At 50.7% G+C, this 18,021-nt stretch carries 22 protein-coding genes and 1 pseudogene; 9 read left to right on the forward strand and 14 right to left on the reverse strand.

The genetic code is table 11. The features are described from left to right. Positions 1-19: 19 nt before the first annotated feature. The 5 genes from ACZRKO_RS01370 to ACZRKO_RS01390 all read left to right on the forward strand — a co-directional run bounded on the left by ACZRKO_RS01370 (position 20) and on the right by ACZRKO_RS01390 (position 1,783). On the forward strand, positions 20-205 hold the full coding sequence (locus ACZRKO_RS01370; RefSeq protein WP_463735486.1) for a hypothetical protein: 186 nt from the start codon (positions 20-22) through the stop codon (positions 203-205). Further along, the gene (locus ACZRKO_RS01375; RefSeq protein WP_463735487.1) at positions 205-543 is read left to right on the forward strand and encodes a hypothetical protein; all 339 of its coding nucleotides are present in this window, start codon (positions 205-207) and stop codon (positions 541-543) included. Before ACZRKO_RS01370 ends, ACZRKO_RS01375 begins: the two co-directional genes overlap by 1 nt. Beyond that, the gene (locus tag ACZRKO_RS01380) at positions 540-959 is read left to right on the forward strand and encodes a hypothetical protein (protein ID WP_463735488.1); all 420 of its coding nucleotides are present in this window, start codon (positions 540-542) and stop codon (positions 957-959) included. Before ACZRKO_RS01375 ends, ACZRKO_RS01380 begins: the two co-directional genes overlap by 4 nt. 207 nt (positions 960-1,166) lie before the next feature. Further along, positions 1,167-1,592, forward strand: a complete 426-nt coding sequence (locus tag ACZRKO_RS01385; protein ID WP_463735489.1) for a hypothetical protein — start codon at positions 1,167-1,169, stop codon at positions 1,590-1,592. Positions 1,593-1,597: 5 nt separating this feature from the next. Beyond that, positions 1,598-1,783, forward strand: a complete 186-nt coding sequence (locus tag ACZRKO_RS01390; RefSeq protein WP_463735490.1) for a helix-turn-helix transcriptional regulator — start codon at positions 1,598-1,600, stop codon at positions 1,781-1,783. Positions 1,784-1,798: 15 nt separating this feature from the next. Here ACZRKO_RS01390 and ACZRKO_RS01395 read toward each other — a convergent pair whose 3' ends face one another. Then, complete coding sequence (locus ACZRKO_RS01395) at positions 1,799-3,016, reverse strand: tyrosine-type recombinase/integrase (RefSeq protein WP_463735491.1); 1,218 nt, start codon at positions 3,014-3,016, stop codon at positions 1,799-1,801. 356 nt (positions 3,017-3,372) lie between these two features. On the opposite strand from ACZRKO_RS01395, the pseudogene ACZRKO_RS01400 reads away from it, so the two are divergent. From ACZRKO_RS01400 to ACZRKO_RS01410, 3 genes and pseudogenes are all read left to right on the forward strand, one after another. Then, a pseudogene (locus ACZRKO_RS01400) lies at positions 3,373-3,522 on the forward strand (Arm DNA-binding domain-containing protein); the annotation flags it as partial. A 551-nt stretch (positions 3,523-4,073) separates the two neighbouring features. After that, complete coding sequence (locus tag ACZRKO_RS01405; RefSeq protein WP_463735492.1) at positions 4,074-4,280, forward strand: hypothetical protein; 207 nt, start codon at positions 4,074-4,076, stop codon at positions 4,278-4,280. Between the two features lie 17 nt (positions 4,281-4,297). Then, positions 4,298-5,221, forward strand: coding sequence for an IS5 family transposase (locus tag ACZRKO_RS01410; RefSeq protein ID WP_463735493.1), 924 nt, complete (start codon positions 4,298-4,300; stop codon positions 5,219-5,221). A gap of 55 nt (positions 5,222-5,276) precedes the next feature. On the opposite strand, the gene chbG is transcribed toward ACZRKO_RS01410, so the two are convergent. The 6 genes from chbG to ACZRKO_RS01440 form a co-directional block, all read right to left on the reverse strand. Beyond that, positions 5,277-6,041, reverse strand: coding sequence for a chitin disaccharide deacetylase (gene chbG, locus ACZRKO_RS01415; protein WP_463735494.1), 765 nt, complete (start codon positions 6,039-6,041; stop codon positions 5,277-5,279). A 42-nt stretch (positions 6,042-6,083) separates the two neighbouring features. Beyond that, a complete protein-coding gene (locus tag ACZRKO_RS01420) occupies positions 6,084-7,427 on the reverse strand; it encodes a 6-phospho-beta-glucosidase (protein ID WP_463735495.1) in 1,344 nt (447 codons plus the stop codon). A gap of 99 nt (positions 7,428-7,526) precedes the next feature. Then, entirely contained in the window at positions 7,527-8,363 is an 837-nt protein-coding gene (chbR, locus tag ACZRKO_RS01425) for a transcriptional regulator ChbR (protein ID WP_463735496.1), read from the reverse strand. A gap of 14 nt (positions 8,364-8,377) precedes the next feature. Further along, entirely contained in the window at positions 8,378-8,725 is a 348-nt protein-coding gene (gene chbA, locus ACZRKO_RS01430; protein WP_463735497.1) for a PTS N,N'-diacetylchitobiose transporter subunit IIA, read from the reverse strand. A 63-nt stretch (positions 8,726-8,788) separates the two neighbouring features. Further along, entirely contained in the window at positions 8,789-10,147 is a 1,359-nt protein-coding gene (gene chbC, locus ACZRKO_RS01435) for a PTS N,N'-diacetylchitobiose transporter subunit IIC (protein ID WP_463735498.1), read from the reverse strand. Between the two features lie 116 nt (positions 10,148-10,263). Next, positions 10,264-10,584, reverse strand: a complete 321-nt coding sequence (locus ACZRKO_RS01440) for a PTS sugar transporter subunit IIB (RefSeq protein ID WP_463735499.1) — start codon at positions 10,582-10,584, stop codon at positions 10,264-10,266. A 436-nt stretch (positions 10,585-11,020) separates the two neighbouring features. On the opposite strand from ACZRKO_RS01440, the gene eco reads away from it, so the two are divergent. Beyond that, positions 11,021-11,533: a serine protease inhibitor ecotin gene (gene eco, locus ACZRKO_RS01445; protein WP_463735500.1), complete on the forward strand. Its 513-nt coding sequence runs from the start codon at positions 11,021-11,023 to the stop codon at positions 11,531-11,533. Between the two features lie 150 nt (positions 11,534-11,683). On the opposite strand, the gene ACZRKO_RS01450 is transcribed toward eco, so the two are convergent. The 7 genes from ACZRKO_RS01450 to ACZRKO_RS01480 all read right to left on the reverse strand — a co-directional run bounded on the left by ACZRKO_RS01450 (position 11,684) and on the right by ACZRKO_RS01480 (position 17,924). Continuing rightward, positions 11,684-13,048, reverse strand: coding sequence for a VasL domain-containing protein (locus tag ACZRKO_RS01450; protein WP_463735501.1), 1,365 nt, complete (start codon positions 13,046-13,048; stop codon positions 11,684-11,686). 91 nt (positions 13,049-13,139) lie between these two features. Then, positions 13,140-13,610 carry a hypothetical protein gene (locus ACZRKO_RS01455; protein ID WP_463735502.1) on the reverse strand — a complete coding sequence of 157 codons (471 nt, stop codon included), beginning with the start codon at positions 13,608-13,610 and terminating at the stop codon, positions 13,140-13,142. A 33-nt stretch (positions 13,611-13,643) separates the two neighbouring features. Continuing rightward, positions 13,644-14,096 (reverse strand): type VI secretion system baseplate subunit TssE, encoded by a 453-nt coding sequence (tssE, locus tag ACZRKO_RS01460; RefSeq protein WP_463735503.1) that lies wholly within the window; start codon positions 14,094-14,096, stop codon positions 13,644-13,646. Next, positions 14,096-14,635 carry a type VI secretion system lipoprotein TssJ gene (gene tssJ, locus ACZRKO_RS01465; protein WP_463735504.1) on the reverse strand — a complete coding sequence of 180 codons (540 nt, stop codon included), beginning with the start codon at positions 14,633-14,635 and terminating at the stop codon, positions 14,096-14,098. Before tssJ ends, tssE begins: the two co-directional genes overlap by 1 nt. Next, the gene (gene tssG, locus ACZRKO_RS01470) at positions 14,607-15,692 is read right to left on the reverse strand and encodes a type VI secretion system baseplate subunit TssG (protein WP_463735505.1); all 1,086 of its coding nucleotides are present in this window, start codon (positions 15,690-15,692) and stop codon (positions 14,607-14,609) included. Before tssG ends, tssJ begins: the two co-directional genes overlap by 29 nt. After that, a complete protein-coding gene (tssF, locus tag ACZRKO_RS01475) occupies positions 15,656-17,419 on the reverse strand; it encodes a type VI secretion system baseplate subunit TssF (protein ID WP_463735506.1) in 1,764 nt (587 codons plus the stop codon). The genes tssG and tssF overlap by 37 nt, the downstream gene beginning before the upstream one ends. Before the next feature lie 58 nt (positions 17,420-17,477). After that, positions 17,478-17,924 carry a hypothetical protein gene (locus ACZRKO_RS01480; protein WP_463735507.1) on the reverse strand — a complete coding sequence of 149 codons (447 nt, stop codon included), beginning with the start codon at positions 17,922-17,924 and terminating at the stop codon, positions 17,478-17,480. Positions 17,925-18,021 lie beyond the last annotated feature (97 nt).

Raw genomic sequence — 18,021 nt, forward strand, 5'->3', positions numbered from 1 at the left:
AAGAATTGGAGGCAAGAAAATGAACCGTATTAAACCTACCGGACGCAGTTGGTTAAATGGCACCGTTAACACAAAGCCATTATTTAATAATAAACCGCATAAGCGGGAAACCGTTGTAAGTATTTTCGAGGAACGGAATCCACGCGGATTTAATACCCGCGCCGCAGAAATCCAATCATCCATTTTGAAAGGTAAGGGCTTTTGATGAACTGGTTTAAATCAATCTTCACCCGTAAGGCCGCAGCCCCGATAGAGGCCGAAATCTTGACACGCCAACTGGCGGCAGAAACCGCATTGCACGCCGCAACAAAAGCCTGCTTGACCCATGACCGCCGCACAATCAGCACGCTGCGCGGAATGCTTGACGAATTGCGCACCGAATTGCACGCCAAAGCCATGACCACCACGGAGCGGCAATTTCTCGCTATCTGTCAGGACATTGCAAAAAACGGCAAGTGCCTGTCACAGCGGCGTTTAAACGCAATGATGGAAAAGGTGCGGATTGAGCGCGGGCACTCACGGCAGATGGATTTAGCAAAATGAAACGTGTCACTTATTACCGCCGCTGTGGGAATAACGCCGGAGAGTTTGAGGGGATTCGTGAGCGCATTGTGTGGGGGTTGCATAAATCCCCAGCAACATTAACCGAGTTGGTGGAAAGGCATGGGATGCCACGAACTAAAATGCGTAGCTGCATGAATTCGTTGGCAAAGTCGAAAATGACAGATGTAGACATTCATCATTTTGAGAACGACGACGGAATGCCGGAAATCCGCTACACGCTGGTTAAGGTACACCACGAAAAAGCCTACAAGCCCGCGCCGGAATTCTCGCTTAAATTCCTGTCTCAAAAGTCCATGTTGACGGCTGGGGAAAACAACAGGGAGCGGAATATTCAACTTGCAAAAAAACGCGCAAAGCTAATAGCGGCGGGCGTCTACAGGGATTCAATGGGATGAAAAAGATTTTAGCGGTTGGAATGGCTACGGCACTTTTAAGCGGGTGCGCGGTTACGACTGAATACCCTAACGGGAAGGTGGAGACAGCAGCGCTGGCGAGCGGTTGTGCTGTCTCCGTATCAGCAGATGGGGCTTACCGTGTGGCATGCGCTACTACAGACCCCGCCAAATTAGTACATGCAATGCAGCAAATCAAGGTGGCTAATAATGACAGCTAAAAAGGTACATGGCTTGGGCTCCAAGGATTACGCGCAGAAAGCCGTGGAGGCGGCTTTTAAGTCCAATATGGCACCCTCTTACGTTGATGCGTGGGTTAAGTGGTTCGACGGCGCAACCGCAGACGGCGCCGAACGTGACCCCTGCGAATTATGCAGAGACGGGGCACTGGGTGGGTGTGGCACTTGCGCGTATCTCACTCCGCAAGCCTCAGACCTCCCCGAGCCGGAGTATTATGCCGCTGATTTGGAGGAGGTAGCGCGCGCCGTACTTAAGCGCACGGAGGATGCATTACGGCAATTGTTCGTGGCTACAGGGATGTTTAAAGCCATGCCGCCTGTGGTTCAGGGCTTGATTGATGCGATGGCGCGGGAGCTGGAAACAGTTGGTTATGTAGAGGCGCTTTTGCCGGAGTGATTCAGATGGCTACCAGATATATAGGTTTAAAGGAGATGCAGCGGCTTACCGGAAAAAGCCACACGACCCTGTGGAGAATGTGGGAAAAGAGAAAGGAATTCCCAGCCCCGCAGCGCAGCAAAGGCGGTACTTTTTTGGGCTGGCCTGAGAATCTCTATGATGATTGGGTGCAGCAAAACGCGGTAAGTTGAATAAGAGAGCCAGCCTTAGAGCTGGCTTATTCTTTTGGTCCACGTGGCAATCGCCGCCCGCTTTTCCTTCAGGTAGTCATAGCGGTCATAATGCTTGCTAGATGTGCCCGCTATCTTGTGATTTTGCAGCCTGTCCCTCAGTTCCGAGCTAACCCCCATTTCCCCCGCCAGCGTCTTGAATGTGCGCCTTATATCACGTGGGGTAAATGGTGCGAACCCTTCCAACTTGCAGAACTTCCTAAGCTGTTTCGAAAACTCCGCTGAAAGCAGGTGTCCCGGCGCTGTTTTGGCTGGGAAAAGGTAGGCTGACTTCGGATATAGCTTGAGCTGCGTCTCTATGATTTCAATTGCTAGGGGTGACAGCGGGATTACGTGAAAATCCTTTGTTTTCGAGATTTCAGGCGGTACGGTCAACACCTTCCCTTTTTTGTCGTAGTTGGCTGCGGCGTTCGCCAGTAGCTCCCACGGGCGCTGGCCTCCGGTGTAAATGCAGAGCAGCAGCAGGCGGGCAAAGTCCGGCGACATTGGGCAGGCCAAATCACTGACCCTGATTAATTTCAGCAGCGCCGCCAGTTCGTCCCATGCCAGGAATCTGTCTAACGCCTTTTCCGCTCCCGCCTGTTTAGGGATTGCCGCCACTGGATTAACCGTCAGCCCGTAGCGCGTTTTGCTGGACAGTTTCGCTGGATCGTTATCAGCGAATAGGCCGAAATTAAACGCAGCGTGCAATGCTCCCCGCGCCTTATTTGAACCAGCAACCGCCCCGCGCTGTATAAACTCTGCAATCACCAGTTTTATGATATTCGGCGTGACCTCCCGCGCCGGAATCTCTGGGTTGACGTGGGGAGAGTTGAGCACCTGCGCCAGCCGGTTCTCTGTCTTTTCCCAACCGCGCCGCCCCGTGGTTTTCTGGTGCGCTATGTAATCATTAAAAAGCCCCTTGAGGCTAGAAAATGACTCTGCGGGAGATTTCGCTTCCGCTGGATTCTCTGCCGCCTTTCGCGCCCTGTCTCCGGCTTCTGAAAGGCTTATTTGAGGGTAATCACCCAGCTTGATAAACTTCTCTTTACCCTGAATATAGTACCGATAATAGAAGGTCTTTCGCCCAGAGGGGTAGGTCTTCAGGCCTAGCCGCCCAGTTCCGCGCTCCGCCGATGCTTGCCACGTATAATATGCGGAGGTTTTGGGCTTTAGCCCGCGAATTTTGCTATCAGTGAGTAGGGTGCTTGCCATTTTTTACAGGTCAGGTAGCGGGTCAGGTTGTGGTGAAATGGTATGAAATCCAATGCACGCATACAACATATTAAAACCTTTATAAATCAGCATTATGAAATTTAATGCAAACAGATGAATCTAAAGGAAAGATAAAGTTGACGGACTTCTAAGCCGTAGGTCACAGGTTCGAATCCTGTAGGGCGTACCATCCTTACTTATTTTAACGTCTCTTAAAGTCCATAAATCCCGCTAGTACCAAGGCTTTCAGCCATATTCAATTATCCCAACGTCTATTGCCATCCATTGAAATCAACATGCAAATGGGGGGTATATATGGGGGTATCCTCAGGTTCAATGAAGTGAGATACCCCCAATTGAAACTCAACGCCCGTCAGGTCGATACTTCCAAGCCCAAAGACAAACCTTACAAGCTCAGTGATGGTGGTGGCCTTTACCTTCTGGTCAACACCAATGGATCACGTTACTGGCGCCTCAAATACCGGATAAACGGAAAAGAGAAACTGTCCAGTCGGTGATCGGCAAACAAACATCGGTATCGCAATAACGACCAAGCAGCATGAGCATATGTTGAAGGCTCCGATTTGAGATCCACTTTCACAACGGCTCTCAGTAGACATCCAATAACAGATAATCTATGCGATTATATGGAACAATTTAAGCTCAAGGTTACTAGGCATGTCAGACTTCATAAAGGACTACAAAGGTGCGTTTAGGCGGGATAGGTACCTCGGGCTAGGAGGATGGATATTATTTACCCTGAAGAGTGTGCTGCTGTTTATTGTACTTTGTCTGGTTTTCACTGCTCTACAGTACGCAATTATTTTTGGTACTCCTTTGTTTGAATATGTTACGGGTCCCGAAGTTCGTATTTCAAGTATCTGCGGGATTATCGCATCACTGATAGTGAGTTTCGGTCCAAGCGTGTTGTACAGAATAAGATATCGTGTCAGGTAATCATCACAAGCTGCCTACGTGAACTGCACCCTATGTCGCAGTATAAACCGTCCAACTTTATGGGGTCATTTCATACAGGCGGTTTTTTATTGGAGTTAATATGGCTGGAATAAAAGAGCTTTCAGCACAGCTCCAATCGCTTAAAAAGCAAATGCCTTTCGCGGCGGCACAAGCGTTAACCAGTGTCGCACGACAAATAGCGGCAGCTGAGAAAACAGCCTTTCAGCGCAAGTTAGAGAACCCCACGGGCTTTGTTGAATTAATCGAACTTTTGGCCGCAATGAGGATCAGATCACCACATCCCTGACCCTGTAGTGGTACCCCATGGCAAAACAAACGTTCAAAATCACCAATTGGAAAGCCTACAACAAGGCGCTCATCAATCGGGGTTCACTGACATTCTGGCTCGATGAGTCGGCGATTCAGGCCTGGTATGACGAACCAAAAACGCCGTCACGTGGTCGTCCACAACGTTATTCTGAGCGGGCCATCTCCACCGTTCTGATGCTCAAACGCGTTTTTCGCCTCACATTACGCGCCGCGCAGGGGTTCATTGACTCCATTTTTACCCTGATGAATCTTCCGCTCCGTTGCCCGGATTATTCCTGCGTCAGCAGGCGGGCTAAGTCCGTCAGCATCCCTTTCAAAAACCCGACACGCGGTGAGATTGCCCATCTGGTTATCGATTCCACCGGATTAAAATTTTTCGGTGAGGGCGAATGGAAGGTGAAAAAACACGGTCAGGAAAAGCGCCGTGTCTGGCGGAAACTGCACCTGGCGGTGGACGCTGATACACATGAGATTATCTGCGCTGACTTGTCCCTAAACAACGTGACTGATGCAGAGGCATTCCCGGGGCTTATCCGTCAGACGCACCGGAAAATCAGAGCCGCCTGTGCCGACGGGGCTTATGACACAAAACGGTGCCACGACGAGTTGCGGCGCAAGAAAATTAAGGCGCTTATCCCGCCGCGAACGCGCGCCGGTTACTGGCCGGTGGAGTATGCCGACAGAAATCAGGCGGTGGCGAGGCAACGGCTGACGGGGAGCAATGCTTACTGGAAATGGCACACGGCTTACAACCGGCGTTCAGTGGCCGAAACGGCGATGTATCGGGTTAAACAATTGTTTGGTGGACACCTGACGCTGCGCGACTACGATGCGCAGGTCGGTGAGGCTATGGCCATGATCCGTGCTTTAAACAAAATGACGCGTGCAGGTATGCCCGAAAGTGTGCGAATTGCCTGAGGAAGTGATTGAAAGGGAGACTTTTTATCTAAAAACGATTTATTCAACAAAGCCCCTATTCTTGCAAATCCATGAACGAACCCAACCGGAATCCACGTTCCGTAATAGCCTGTTTTAGCGAGGCTGATGTCAGCACTTCCAGTTCGGTGAGGCGTGGGTAGCAATATTTGCTGGCGAGGAGGGTGTTATCGATAAACGACGGGTGGCACATGATTTCTAATGAGCGTTCCTGCCGTTGTGTCGCGTTATCCAGAATATTCAGAAACAGGTCTTCGGTGATGGCGTCGCCATAGAATCCGCTGTCGAAACCCTGAGAGCTCCGTGCACCAGCCAGCGCAATGTTGTCATTCTTTACTGCGTCACGGTCAATACGCAGGGGCAGATTTTTTTCTTTCGCAAAGCCTTCCACCAGCGGGAATATCTGCGGGATCATATGAACATGATGGTGGCTGTCGATGTGGGTGGGTAGCCTGCCAAACAACTCGATAAAGCGGGTAAACTGACACGCCAGCTCCTGCTCAATTTCATCCAGCGGCAGGGTCCCTGCCTCGGCGACTTCCCAGATCCATTTCCCCAGTTCGCCGTTACGTACCAAGTTCGGCATGGGTGATAAAGGGCGTCCGAGCGTCAGAACAAAGTGCATTCCCACTGCCAGAACCGGGGCTGCGGCGCTAAGTTCAGCGGCGTGTTCGACTGCCGTCGTATTCATCATGGCGGTAGTAGATGTCACAACGCCGTGATTAAAGGCTTCGATAATGCCGTAGTTTTGGGCTTTGCAAAGGCCAAAATCGTCCGCATTAACAATCAGTAATTTGTCCATAAAGGCCTCTTTAAATTGCCTCCCATTGCGGGAGGCGGCAGATCACTTCAGCGTGGCAATGGTTGCGGCAAAATTAGGCAGCAGCGCTTCATGGGCTAATAACAGCTCACGTGCCAGCTTCTCGGCATCTTTATCCGAATGAATCAGCGGGCTGAGGTTCAGTGCCAGCAGAACGTCATTAAACTTACCGCTCAACGCGGCTTCACTGGCGGCTATTTCAAATCCTTTGATGGTATAAATCAGCCCAAGCACTTTTTCATCGAAGTGGGTGATGCGCGGATGCGGCTTAGCGCCATCGCGACCAATAGTGCAGGTCATTTCGATTGCCCAGTCAGCCGGGATATTATCAATGTGGCCGTGGTGCGGGAAGTTGACGTACTGCTCGGTTTGCTTGTCATTGTAAATCGCACTGATCACTTCACAGGCGGCATCGGAGTAGTATGCGCCGCCGCGCAGTTCAAGCTCTTTCGGTTTTACATTAAGCTCAGGATCTTTGTAGAGTTCAAAGAGCTGTTTTTCGACTTTTTGTACCACTGTCGCGCGCGCGCCGCCTTTGTAGAACTCACCCATTTCAATGGCCAGCATCTCTTTCTGCTTAAAGTAGTACAGCAGGTAAGAGCAAGGCAGCAGGTTCAGGGAGCGGATCAGACCTTCGCTGAATGGCAGGTCGAAGATATTTTTAACCGAACCTGCCGTCAGCGTACCGGAGGCGACGCCGTCCAGGAGTTCAGCAAAACGTGACTCACCATTCACGATGACATCTTTGATAAATACCATGTGGTTCAGGCCAAAGAGGTCAATCGACAAGTCATCGTGCGGCTGAAGTTTCAGCACATCTTGGATAAACATCTTCATGCCCACCGGGATATTGCAGACGCCGATGAATTTCTTGAATTTGGTGTGACGGAATACCGCTTCGGTCACCATACCGGCCGGATTAGTGAAGTTGATCACCCAGGCGTCCGGGCAGATCTCTTCGACATCTTTTATGATGTCAAAAATCACCGGAATAGTACGCAGGCCTTTAAACAGGCCGCCAGCACCATTGGTTTCCTGGCCCAGATAGCCGTGACTTAATGGAATACGTTCATCCAGTTCACGCGCTTTTAACTGGCCTACACGCAACTGGGTCGTCACAAAGTCAGCGTTTGCCAGTGCTTCACGGCGGTTCAGCGTTTTATGCAGGGTGATCGGCACGCCTGCGCGCTTAATCATACGCAGGCAAAGATCAAAGATAATATCCTGTTTCTCTTTTCCGGCTTCAATATCGACCAGCCATAATTCGGTGACCGGTAATTCATCATAACGTTTAATAAAGCCTTCGAGTAATTCAGGCGTGTAGCTGCTTCCGCCACCGATAGTAACGACTTTCAGTTTTTTGAACATAGGGGCTCCCATGCAAATTTAATGCACTTAAAATTAAATAAAACGAGATATATGAATGATTGATTGTGATTAATGAATATCCACTAATTCATATACTCATTAGTTAATGTTGAATAATTCTTTTCTGTAATGCTTCGGTGTAAAAGATGTGAGCTTTTTAAAGTTTTTAATAAACATGCTCGGGCTGCTGTAGCCTGATTCAAAAGCAATATCTGTTATCGAATAGTTAGTGATCTCCAGCTGCTTTTTGGCAAAATTTATGCGGATCTCATTAATGATCTGCATCGGTGTTTTACCATAGTGGCGCTGGGAGGCGCGTGTCAGATACTCCTGCGATTTACCGGACAACTGCACCATCGTCGGTAAAGCTTTATCACCGAACTGCGTTTTGTCATGCATCATCTCGACGGTGTTCTTAAGCCACTCAGGAATATCCGTCGTTATCTCTGACTCGCGATGATGGCGTAACCGGTTGACGATATAAAACGTCACCATCTCAAGAAACTCATTAAACTCACCGTTTCTGAAGTTGAGTGAGGCCACCACCGACTCAATAAACGTCAGAAACTCACTCTTGATTTTATAAACCTGCGAGGCCACAAACCGGGAAGGCAATAACGCCAGATAGTTCTGTTCGAAAAATGCCTTGCTAATACCTACATTCAGAATCCGGGTCGGACCAAACTCATAGAAACTTTGATGGTGCGAACCCAGAGGGATGAACGCAAAATCCCCGCGTTCTAACAGCACCTGTTTGCCATTAATCTGCTGGTAATAGCGCCCGGTCAGGACGATGGTGAATTCATAGTAGTCGTGCTCATGCAGTCCGGAAATACTCTCTACTTTATTGTAGATAAACATATGGAAGTTCTGACCGTCGAACAGTTGATCTTCACGTGCTGTTTTGATTTCCATACTCAATAACTGTGGCTGCATGATAACTCCCAACACTATTTTATTTTTTCATGAAGCTCAATCAATTCCGTGATTAACTCGCGCGCCAACATCGAGGTCATCAGGTGGTCCTGGGCATGAACCAGAATCAGGCTGACTTTCATTTTGCCTTCGCCCATATCGTCTTCAATCAGTTTTGTCTGCACCAGATGCGCTTCATTCAGGGACTGGCGGGACTGGTCCATCAACGCGCTCGCCTGCGCAAAATCACCTTCTTTGGCTTTTTTCAGTGCGGAATAGGCCAGACTGCGGGCCTGTCCGGAGTTAATGATTAACCCCATTACGACTTCTTCGAGTTCTTGCATGTCGTCTTCAGTTGCAACAATGCTGTCTAAATCAATCATCTTTATCTCTCCGTGATAGCCGGTTGGCAGCGGGAAGGTTGCCTCTTCCCGCTGCGGGCCAGGTTAGAATTTCAGTGCTGCGGCAATATCTTCTTCGCTTTCTTCTTCTTCGATGATGGCCTGCGCCTTATTAGAAAGAATAACGAAAGGCATATATACCAGCGTGGCGATACCGAGGTTGAACAGCGCGACCAACAATGCAGCGATGCTGCCGTTACTGTTAAAGAATGCGCCGAGACCCGTAGGCATGGTCCATGGTGCCAGGTTGGTCACCGGTGGAATAATGCCTAAGGTGTACGCCGTCAGGGTGATCACTGCCAGAATCGGCTGAACCACAACGAACGGGATAAACATGACCGGGTTCATGATAATCGGCAGACCAAACAGAATCGGTTCGTTAATCTGGAAGATGCCTGACGGCAGCGCCAGCTTTGCCACCTGACGGTGATCCGCACGGCGTGACGCTATAAATATCGCGATAATCAGACCCAGCGTTGCCCCGGAACCGCCCAGCAGGATATAGGAATCGAGCATCGGTTTGGCCCAGAAGTGGAAGGTTTTACCCGCCTCAAGTGCCGCAGCGACAGAGCCATACTCGTTGTAGATAGCAATATTTTCCAGTGCCCATGGCGTCATAATGCCGCTGTCCAGCGCGGTCAGCGCCAGAGAACCGTGCACACCAAAGAACCAAAGCAGGGAGTTGAAAATCACGTAAGCCCAGCCGACAACACTTCCCATCGCTGCCAGAGGTTTGGATATGGAATCCATAATAATCTGGTGGAAGTTGTTGCCATATAACCCCAGCAGCCAGGAGATAATCCCGAAGACGAGTAAGATAATAAAGCCTGGAATTAACGCAGAGAATGAGCGCGCCACAGAGGTAGGGACACTGTCCGGTAGAGTAATAACCCAATTTCTGCGAATGACAAACGCAAACATTTCGGCGACGACCAACCCGATAACCATACCGGAAATAATATTTGCGCCACCTAACCAGTTTGCACCCACCGCATAAGACTCACCGACGCTAAATGGCGTGACGGTCATAAAGGCGGCTACGGCTAATAAACCCGCAGAGAGAGGATCGACCTTCCGCTCCTCTGCCAGTGCCATGCCTATAAAGAAGGGCGCCATTAACGACATAATACCTAATGTACCGTTGTAAACATTGACCCCAATAGTTTTTAATCCGGCCAATGCTTCAATAGTTGACGGTTCTAAACGAATACCCAATGAATAAAAGAAAGACCCGTCACCAAAATTCAGAAATACGTTATTAATTAAAACAAACATGGCTCCGGCCAGGGTTAAAGGCATTAACCTGATGAAACCATTTTTAATCGCATTGATATGCGGCTGTTTACCTATTTTGACGGCAAAAGGAAGGAGTATCTTCTCAAGTGAATCAATGGCTTTGCTCATTGTTATTTTCCTTTAATGCCGCCTTTTGACGGCCAGGGTATGAAGTTCGCTCTTTGACTGTTTTTTCTCTTTGACTTAAATATTCAATTTCAAATTAAAACAAAAATATAAAATGACTACTGGCTTGCTGCTTTCTTGATCGCCGCAACGGCGGCTTTCAGAACACCTAATCCATCGATTTTGCCGTACATGGCAGAATCAATCACTTCAACGGGCTTGCCCGGTAATATTTTCTGAATTTCTGCCAGCTTGTAGGCAATTTGAGGACCCAGAAGAACCAGATCCGCCGCACCGCCTTTCTCAGCCGCCAGTGACTCAGAAAATGCTTCAATAATGACGGGCACTTCGTACTTGTCAGCCTGCGCCTTCATTTTCGAAACCAGCAGCGAGGTGGACATTCCCGCCGAACAGAACAAATAGATGACTTTCTTTTCCATAACGACATCCTCCTATTCCATAGAAATTACAGGTCAGAGAGAGGAAACTCTTTCTGCCTGCAGCGACAATCAAAAGCTAAAATTCGATTGTTTCTGCTTGAAGGGAGTATAGAGCATCACATAAGTCTGACGATAATCTATTGCCCTATAAAATTGTCTCTGCTTGACTATCCCTTATGACTCCCTTCACATATTGGGGAGAAAGTCTCCGTACATGCCTGACCACAAGCCACCCCGGCCCTCCAAAAACGATCGTAACAACAAGCGCCGGAGGTTCCTGCTTTTCAGCTCGGCTGTTCTAAAAACAGGGCTTTGTTTGAGGGGCTGCATCCCGGTAAAACAGGGCGGGTGGCCTGATGAATAGCATGGGGTTTTCGAATGAAGACAGAATCAGTGATAATATTGCAATGATAACAGTCAAATAGAGGGATTGAATATGAAACGAGGATTTTTGGCACTGTCTGGATTAATGATGGCTATGTCGGCAAGTAGCATGGCGGCCACCTCCAATGAGACGGCTGATATCAGCAAGCTTCCACTTGAAAAAATCGCGCCCTATCCGAAAGCTGAAAAGGGCATGGTTCGCCAGGTTATTTACCTGCCTGCGCTTGAGAACGAAAATGATTTCAAAATCGAACTGCTGATAGGGAAAACGCTGGAAGTAGATTGCAATCACTACATGATGGGAGGCAAATTAGTCAGTAAGACTCTGGAGGGATGGGGCTACGATTATTTAGTTCTGGAAAATATCTCTTCACCTGCGTCCACGATGATGGCATGTCCGGATAAGGCCAAAACGAAGAAATTTATCGCGGCGAATCTGGGTGATCAGGCAATTGAGCGCTACAACAGTAAGCTGCCAATCGTGGTGTATGTTCCGAAAGATGTTGAAGTGAAATATCGGGTATGGACGACCGATAGTAACGTTAAATCTGCTGAGAATAAGTAAATCGAAACTGCGCTACACAGTAGCGCAGTATTACTTCTCTTCGGATAAGCGTTCATTGATGGGATGTGAAACTGTCATAGTACGATTATGTCGCCGTATATAAGGCGATAAAACTGCATTGGCCCAGAACCCCAAACCAGACCTTATTCTTTAAGGCTGTGAACTATTGGGTACAGGCGCCAGTAACGCATATCGGTTCAGCAACTGCGCAAACTGGTTATCGAGCTGCATGACCAACTGTGGCGATACGTCATTTTTCTGCTGCCGGGCCTGAGCAAGCTTACGCAGTGATTCCTCTACCGGTGGTGCTTTACCCAGCGTCTGCTGGAGTGCAAACACGGCGGACTTCAGCTGCGACACCGTCATATATTTACCGCGCTGTTCATCCAGTCCGTTGAGCTTATCCGCCAGCTGTTGTAACTGCACATTGGCATCATGCCAGCTGTTCAATTCTTCCAGCGGGATCGCATTAGCATTGAGCTGCTGTGCCCATTTTTTGGCAAGCTCCGTTGTCGACGGATTTTCAGGCCACAGGCTTTGGGTCTGGTGCACCAACTGAGTGCCGGTATCCTGTGCCCAGCGCGGCGGCAGCTTCGCCAACTTGTTCGTCTGTTGTTGCGTCGCAGAGATCATCTCCGGCGCTGCTCTGCTCAGCATATCGGGCTGCTGGGTTTTGAGTTTTTCCAGCGCCTGCGCGTTCATCGGCTTAGGTAAGACCGGCAGTGTCGCGATCAGCTGTTCGCCCGCAAGCGGATGGTAAAATGCGTTCATCCCCGCCTTAACACCGCTGCCTGCGAGCAGGGTGACGACAACTCCCGTCACAAAGCCTTTCCACTGAATGGGGCGTTTGGCAGGAGAGGGCGCGGCAATCACGACCTGCGGTTCTGCCGGTTCGGACCTTCCGACATACACCCACGGTTCGCGGTTGTCGCTTGCCCATTCGCGCTCAATAGTCTCTACGCCAGCAGGGAGTACGACGGCGGAGTCCGTGTTGGCGTGCATATTTTCCAGCCTGATGGCGGCGCTGTGCATCAGCGTACTCAGGGCGGCCAACTGGCTGGCATGTTTCAGCTCAAGGCGTTGCAGCACATCGCACAGCGCATTGATAAGTTTTTCCGCCTGATAGATTTGCGGCAGGTCGTGATATTCCAGCGTGATGCTGCGCAGCGCCTGCTGCAACCTCTGGCTCAATCCGGAGAGGATCTCCATACGCGCATGCACCGGCTGTGGCCACAGCCCGGCCCACTGCCGCGAGACCAGCGCTTCGATGATCGCCAGCCCTTCATTCAGCCCGGACAGGTCCGCTAACTGCGTTCTTGCCTGTGTGTACCACGATGCTGTTTGCAGCTCGATGCCGTTTTGCTGGAACAGACCCAGACACAGCTGTTCCACTTTTTTCCAGTCCACATCCGGGCGTGCCGGATGGGTTAATTTACTCAGTTCTTCGCGCAAAGCGCCGTAATCGGCAAGCGCACGCGGGTCGCCCCCGGTGCGCAACTGGCGGTCAATAGACATGTTTGATTCCTTTCAAAGGTATCTGTTCAGACATCTTTGGTTAATTCAGAAGACGGGGGTATTAAAATAATCAGGATGACAAAGGGGCCGGTCAGGACAATAAACCTTCAACCATGTTGAAAAAGACCTCCTCATTGAACGGCTCTCCGGGCCGGGTGGACCAACCCGCCGGACGCCATGTCCAGTGATTGTGTTCTGCGCATCGCATGAACAATCGGCAAAGGTGCGTCGTGGTGCCTTCAGTGCAGAGTGTGGCTTCCACGCAACCCGTCACGCCCTGACCATATAAAAATACGGGCGTGAATTTCACCGTTCTGTTTTCATAACGAAGCTGGATACCGGAAATGCTGAACACCGTCCCGCCCAGCAAAAACTCCACCAATGACACGGTGGTGCTTGCGGTCTCGATGCCGGTGCCGGTGAGCCAGGTCTCCATGCTCTCCTGCAGCTGATTCATCTGCTGCTGGAACTCTGCGATATCGGCCTGACCTCTATTTTCAAACGCACCACGGCCCGGCTGCTTGTCCTGTAGCTTTTTTAAAAACCGTTCTTTTGCTGACATACTTCCTCTGTCATTGACGATGGCAGGTGACACTCAGAGCCGGGTCTGACCATCAAGATAATGTTGCTGCTTCATGTGCCGGATCAGCACCCGGCCTTCCGGCATAAACGCGGTGCCAAAGCGCACCAGCCCGAACTCCTTCAGCTCGGCGTCAATGCCATATTCCAGATGCCCCGGCGTAGACTGCGGCAGCAGCACTACGTTCAGGCTTTTCAGGCGCGGTTCATATTTCAGCAGCGTGTCGGATAGCGTGGTCAGCAAGGAGTGCGCGGTGCCGGGCATCCCTTGCAAGATTTTACTCATATCCGGCAGGCCGTAATCGGGCAGATGGCTGAGCGTCCCGGCGCGGCAGTTGAGAATGCGCTGCATATTGTCGAGCACCGACAAAATCACCTGATGGTCTTCGCTGACTTGATGGAGACCGAGACCGCCAGCGAAGTTACCGAGCAGCATTTCGTAGAGTGAGGGTGAGTGCGTATGCGGCATTACTTCTTCTCCGCGAGGAGCATCAGGTTGTTATTCCCAAGCTCAATCGTACGAGCTTTATCAGGATCTAAATCATCGCGGGTCAGCAGCAGACGCCAGTGGTCTTTTGCCATATCAGGGTGGCGGAACAGACCCACTACAGCGACAAACTTAGCGTCTTTTTCCATTGGCATATCCAGTGACGCGGCGGTGCCGGGTTTAACTACGACGTTGCGGCTGGCCAGCAGATCATCTTTCAGTGCGTCATCCCCATCGGTTGCCAGTTGCTGGTACACGGTTTTTTGGAAATTTTTATCATCGCGTAATTGATAGACCCTGACCATCACCGGTTCTGACGATGAGTGCTCTTCATGAGCGTCCGTGTTTAGCGCTTCACGGGCGATGAAATCCAGATGCAGCACTTTTATCTGCTTATAAAACAGAGATTTTGTGGCTGAGACGGTGCCGTCTGTTACCGTTTGGGTCAGCCCGCAGCCGCTCAATAATAAAGCCAGTGCAGGTAACCAGAGTTTACTTTTCAAAGAGGTATTTAATAACACGACCATTTCCTTCCTGATGTGAATCAGGAGCCATTCCGCTGTAGCGGCCCAGCTCCACGGTAAAGTATTCGGGGATATCATCGGACAGGGCGTCATCGCCCAGCCCCAATACGCTGGTCAGTCCCAGTCTTATCGGCGAGTCACCTAATACCGGTGCGGGTAGTAGTTGAGTGGGTACCGTCAGCTGGATGCACGCCTTATAGCGCCAGCCAAGATACACCCGCAGAAGTACCTGGAAATCGGCATAAATCTGACCATCCGGCAGCCACTCGCTGGCCTCTCCGCTGTCCGCCGTGTGCAGGGAGATCAGCAACTGGCTGTTGGCATCGGTGGCTTCATCACCGAGCACGGTATACCCGTCCATCCAGTGAGCACCTTCATCCCCAAACGCCATCGGAGAGGTGATACGTACTGATCGCAGACAGTGTGGTGTGACATCGGCCTGCGTGAAAGGTGCCAGCAGACGAACCAGCGCCTGCACGCCTTCGGCCGTTCTTCCCGGCTGACGTATCACACCCAGCAAGGCCAGAAAGCGTGAGGTCGGTGTCGCAAAATGCTGCTGAGTGCCGGGGATCCCCATGCCAATCAGACCCAGCAAACTCTGCGACGTGTTGTCTTTTCCGCCCGTTTCAAACGTGGCCGGATAGGAGTACTTACGCCAGATGCGGTAAAACTGGGTCATGAAGCGGTGGTTGAAGATATCGAGGAAGCCTTCAAGCGCCTCATGCCCTTCGCGCTGCTGGGTAATATCGTCGATATACGATGTTGGCAGCGGCGAATCTACGCCGTACAGCCCCATAAAGGTGGTGCGTACGGTAGGTGGTGCATCGGGATTATCCGCATCGGTTTCCAGTGCTTTCAGTTCGCTGACCGGAAAACCCATCCCCGGATGGGGACGAAAGCGTACCGGATCGTCCGCCGGATTGGCGGTACTGCCGAGCGGCGGCGTGCCGGGCCGTTCAAGCAACTGGCAGAAGCGGAAGAAATTAATCTTACCAATGTCCCGTTCCAGCCTGGCGGTTAGCCGGGAAGACGGGTTTTGTGGTTCTCTTCCCATTCCAGACGTTCTCCTGTCGGTTGCAGAATCAGGGTCAGACGGTTGAACAGATGAATATCGGTATACAGCGCGAAGAAGCGGCTGAGCATCTCACCGAACAGGCAAATATCCCCGGTTCCGGCAAACCCGTTGCTGTCGAGCGTAATTTCGATGTGCACCCCGCGCAGCAGATAGCCACGCTCAAAGCGCTCAATCTCGCTGTGTTTCACATCCATGATGGCGTCCAGCCGACGGCGGTTCATTTCGCTTTCCGTCCAGTCGTACAACGCCAGCGTACCGCGCAGTACCTCTGCGTTATCCATCATCCACAGGAAGCTGCTGCCAAGATGGCTCAGCACCCGCCAGTGAAAACGGTCGCGGTTGGGCGGGTAACAGGGCATGGTCGGCACAGACAGATTTCGCACGCGCACGTTGGCACCGGTGGATTTCACCGCGGTGTCCAGCACCGTACTTTGCAGCGATTTACGCGGCAGTTGCCCGTTAGTCCCGGTCAGGCTCAGCGAGAGATTTTCGTTATCCGGTACGGTGTGATTATCAAAGGCCTCGCCGCCCAGCACCAGCCACGTATCGTGCAGACCTGATGGTCCACGCTTGACGCGGGTATGGTAGTAATACTCCGGCGCATCGTGGCGCAGCATGCCGCCTTTATGGCGGAAACTGGTGAAGGGCACATACACCTGATGGCCTGAATGCTTGGAAGAGATCACTGAATCCACGGAGTAAATTTCGGTATAGCCATCCTGTACGCGCATCGGTCGCAGCAGGTATTCGGTTTGCAGCGAGGAGAGCGAGAGCGGATCGGATTCCAGCGGAAACAGATTAATTACCGGCACACAGTGCAGGCGCAGGTGCTTTTCTGAGAACGAGAAATCGTGCTCCCAGCGTTTCTTCAGCACCACGTCAATCTCAAACCACGCCAGCTCTGCCGGTAAAACCACGGTTTCCAGCCCCTTCAGCGCGGCGAACATAAATTTTTCGCGGAAGGTGAAGTATTCCAGCAGCAGCTGATAACCGCTGAACGCGCTGTCACCTTTTGGCCACAGCTGATCTTTCTCACTGAATCCCTGTGGCGAAAAGCAGCCGTCGAGCGGCTGACGGTCAGCTTGACCCGGCAGACGGATCCAGAGTTTGGCGGTATTGAGTGTGAGTGCTTCATGTAAGGCACAGGCCAGCGGGGCATCGGCGTCAAAATAGATCGGCAGATGACTCAGATTAATTTTGCTCCAGTCGGCCAGTTCGCCGCAGTGAAAGCGCAGACGGATCACCGAACGGCCGTCGGGTTCGGTATCCAGCACCGCGCGGCTGAGCGAAAGCGGCAGCAGCTCAATATTCTGGGTGGTGGTGTAGCGGCAGCGCGTTGCCCGTTCACCGATAGGACGGGAAAGCACTTCAAATCCTTTGCTCACCGCCATACATTCTTTCATTCCCTGCCATTGTGGGGTGAATTCCACAATGGAGAGGGAAGGGATGGTGCGCAGATAGTGCGGCCACAGCAGGCTGACCAGCCCTTCGGTCAGTTCAGGCAAATCATCGTCGAGCTTTTCGCGCAGTCGTCCCATCAGGAAGGCAAAACCTTCAAACAGGCGTTCGACATAGGGGTCTCGAGCCCCGGCTTTATCCAGATTGAGTCCGGCAGCCCGGTCAGGGTGCGCGCGGGCAAATTCTTCACCCGCCTCGCGCAGGTAACGCATTTCAGCGTCAAAGTAACGCAGGGTTAAGTCGTCCATAGAGATCCATAGTTAATCTGGAGGTGTAATAGCCAAAAGTGCTTAATTATTTCCCTAATTACTTGTTTTTCTTGTTACATAATTCCTGACCTAAAGCATATCTTGTGGCTCCAGCGCGACCGGGGGTATAACCGCTTGGAATTCCAGCGCATTGAACATACCCTATATCCTCAATGTGATTAATATAAATAAATCTGCATACTAACTCAGCGGGAATCCAGATAAAAAAGACACACATTGGTAAAACTAACATTGTTTTTTGGAATTTAAGGGATGCTTGACGTCCAAGGAAAATAGGATGAATAAACAAAAATGAAACAGGTATAAAGAACAATGGTGCTAATATAATAAAAATCGTACCGGTAACAACTGTGATCGTTGGTGGATAGGAAAAAAGCTCATTTAGCTCATCATAAGAAAAATATATCGACCCTAAACCGAACAATAAAAACATTAGCAATCCTAGAAAACCTTTGAGCCTTGTTTTTAAAGTTAATTCATACATTTTCAATCCATGTTGTATGTTCTACAAGTTAATACACTTCGAAATATCCAGAGCGGACTGTTAGTATAGATTGATTCTGATTCGATGGTGTAAGTTA

This window comes from Ewingella sp. C233 (assembly GCF_055407225.1).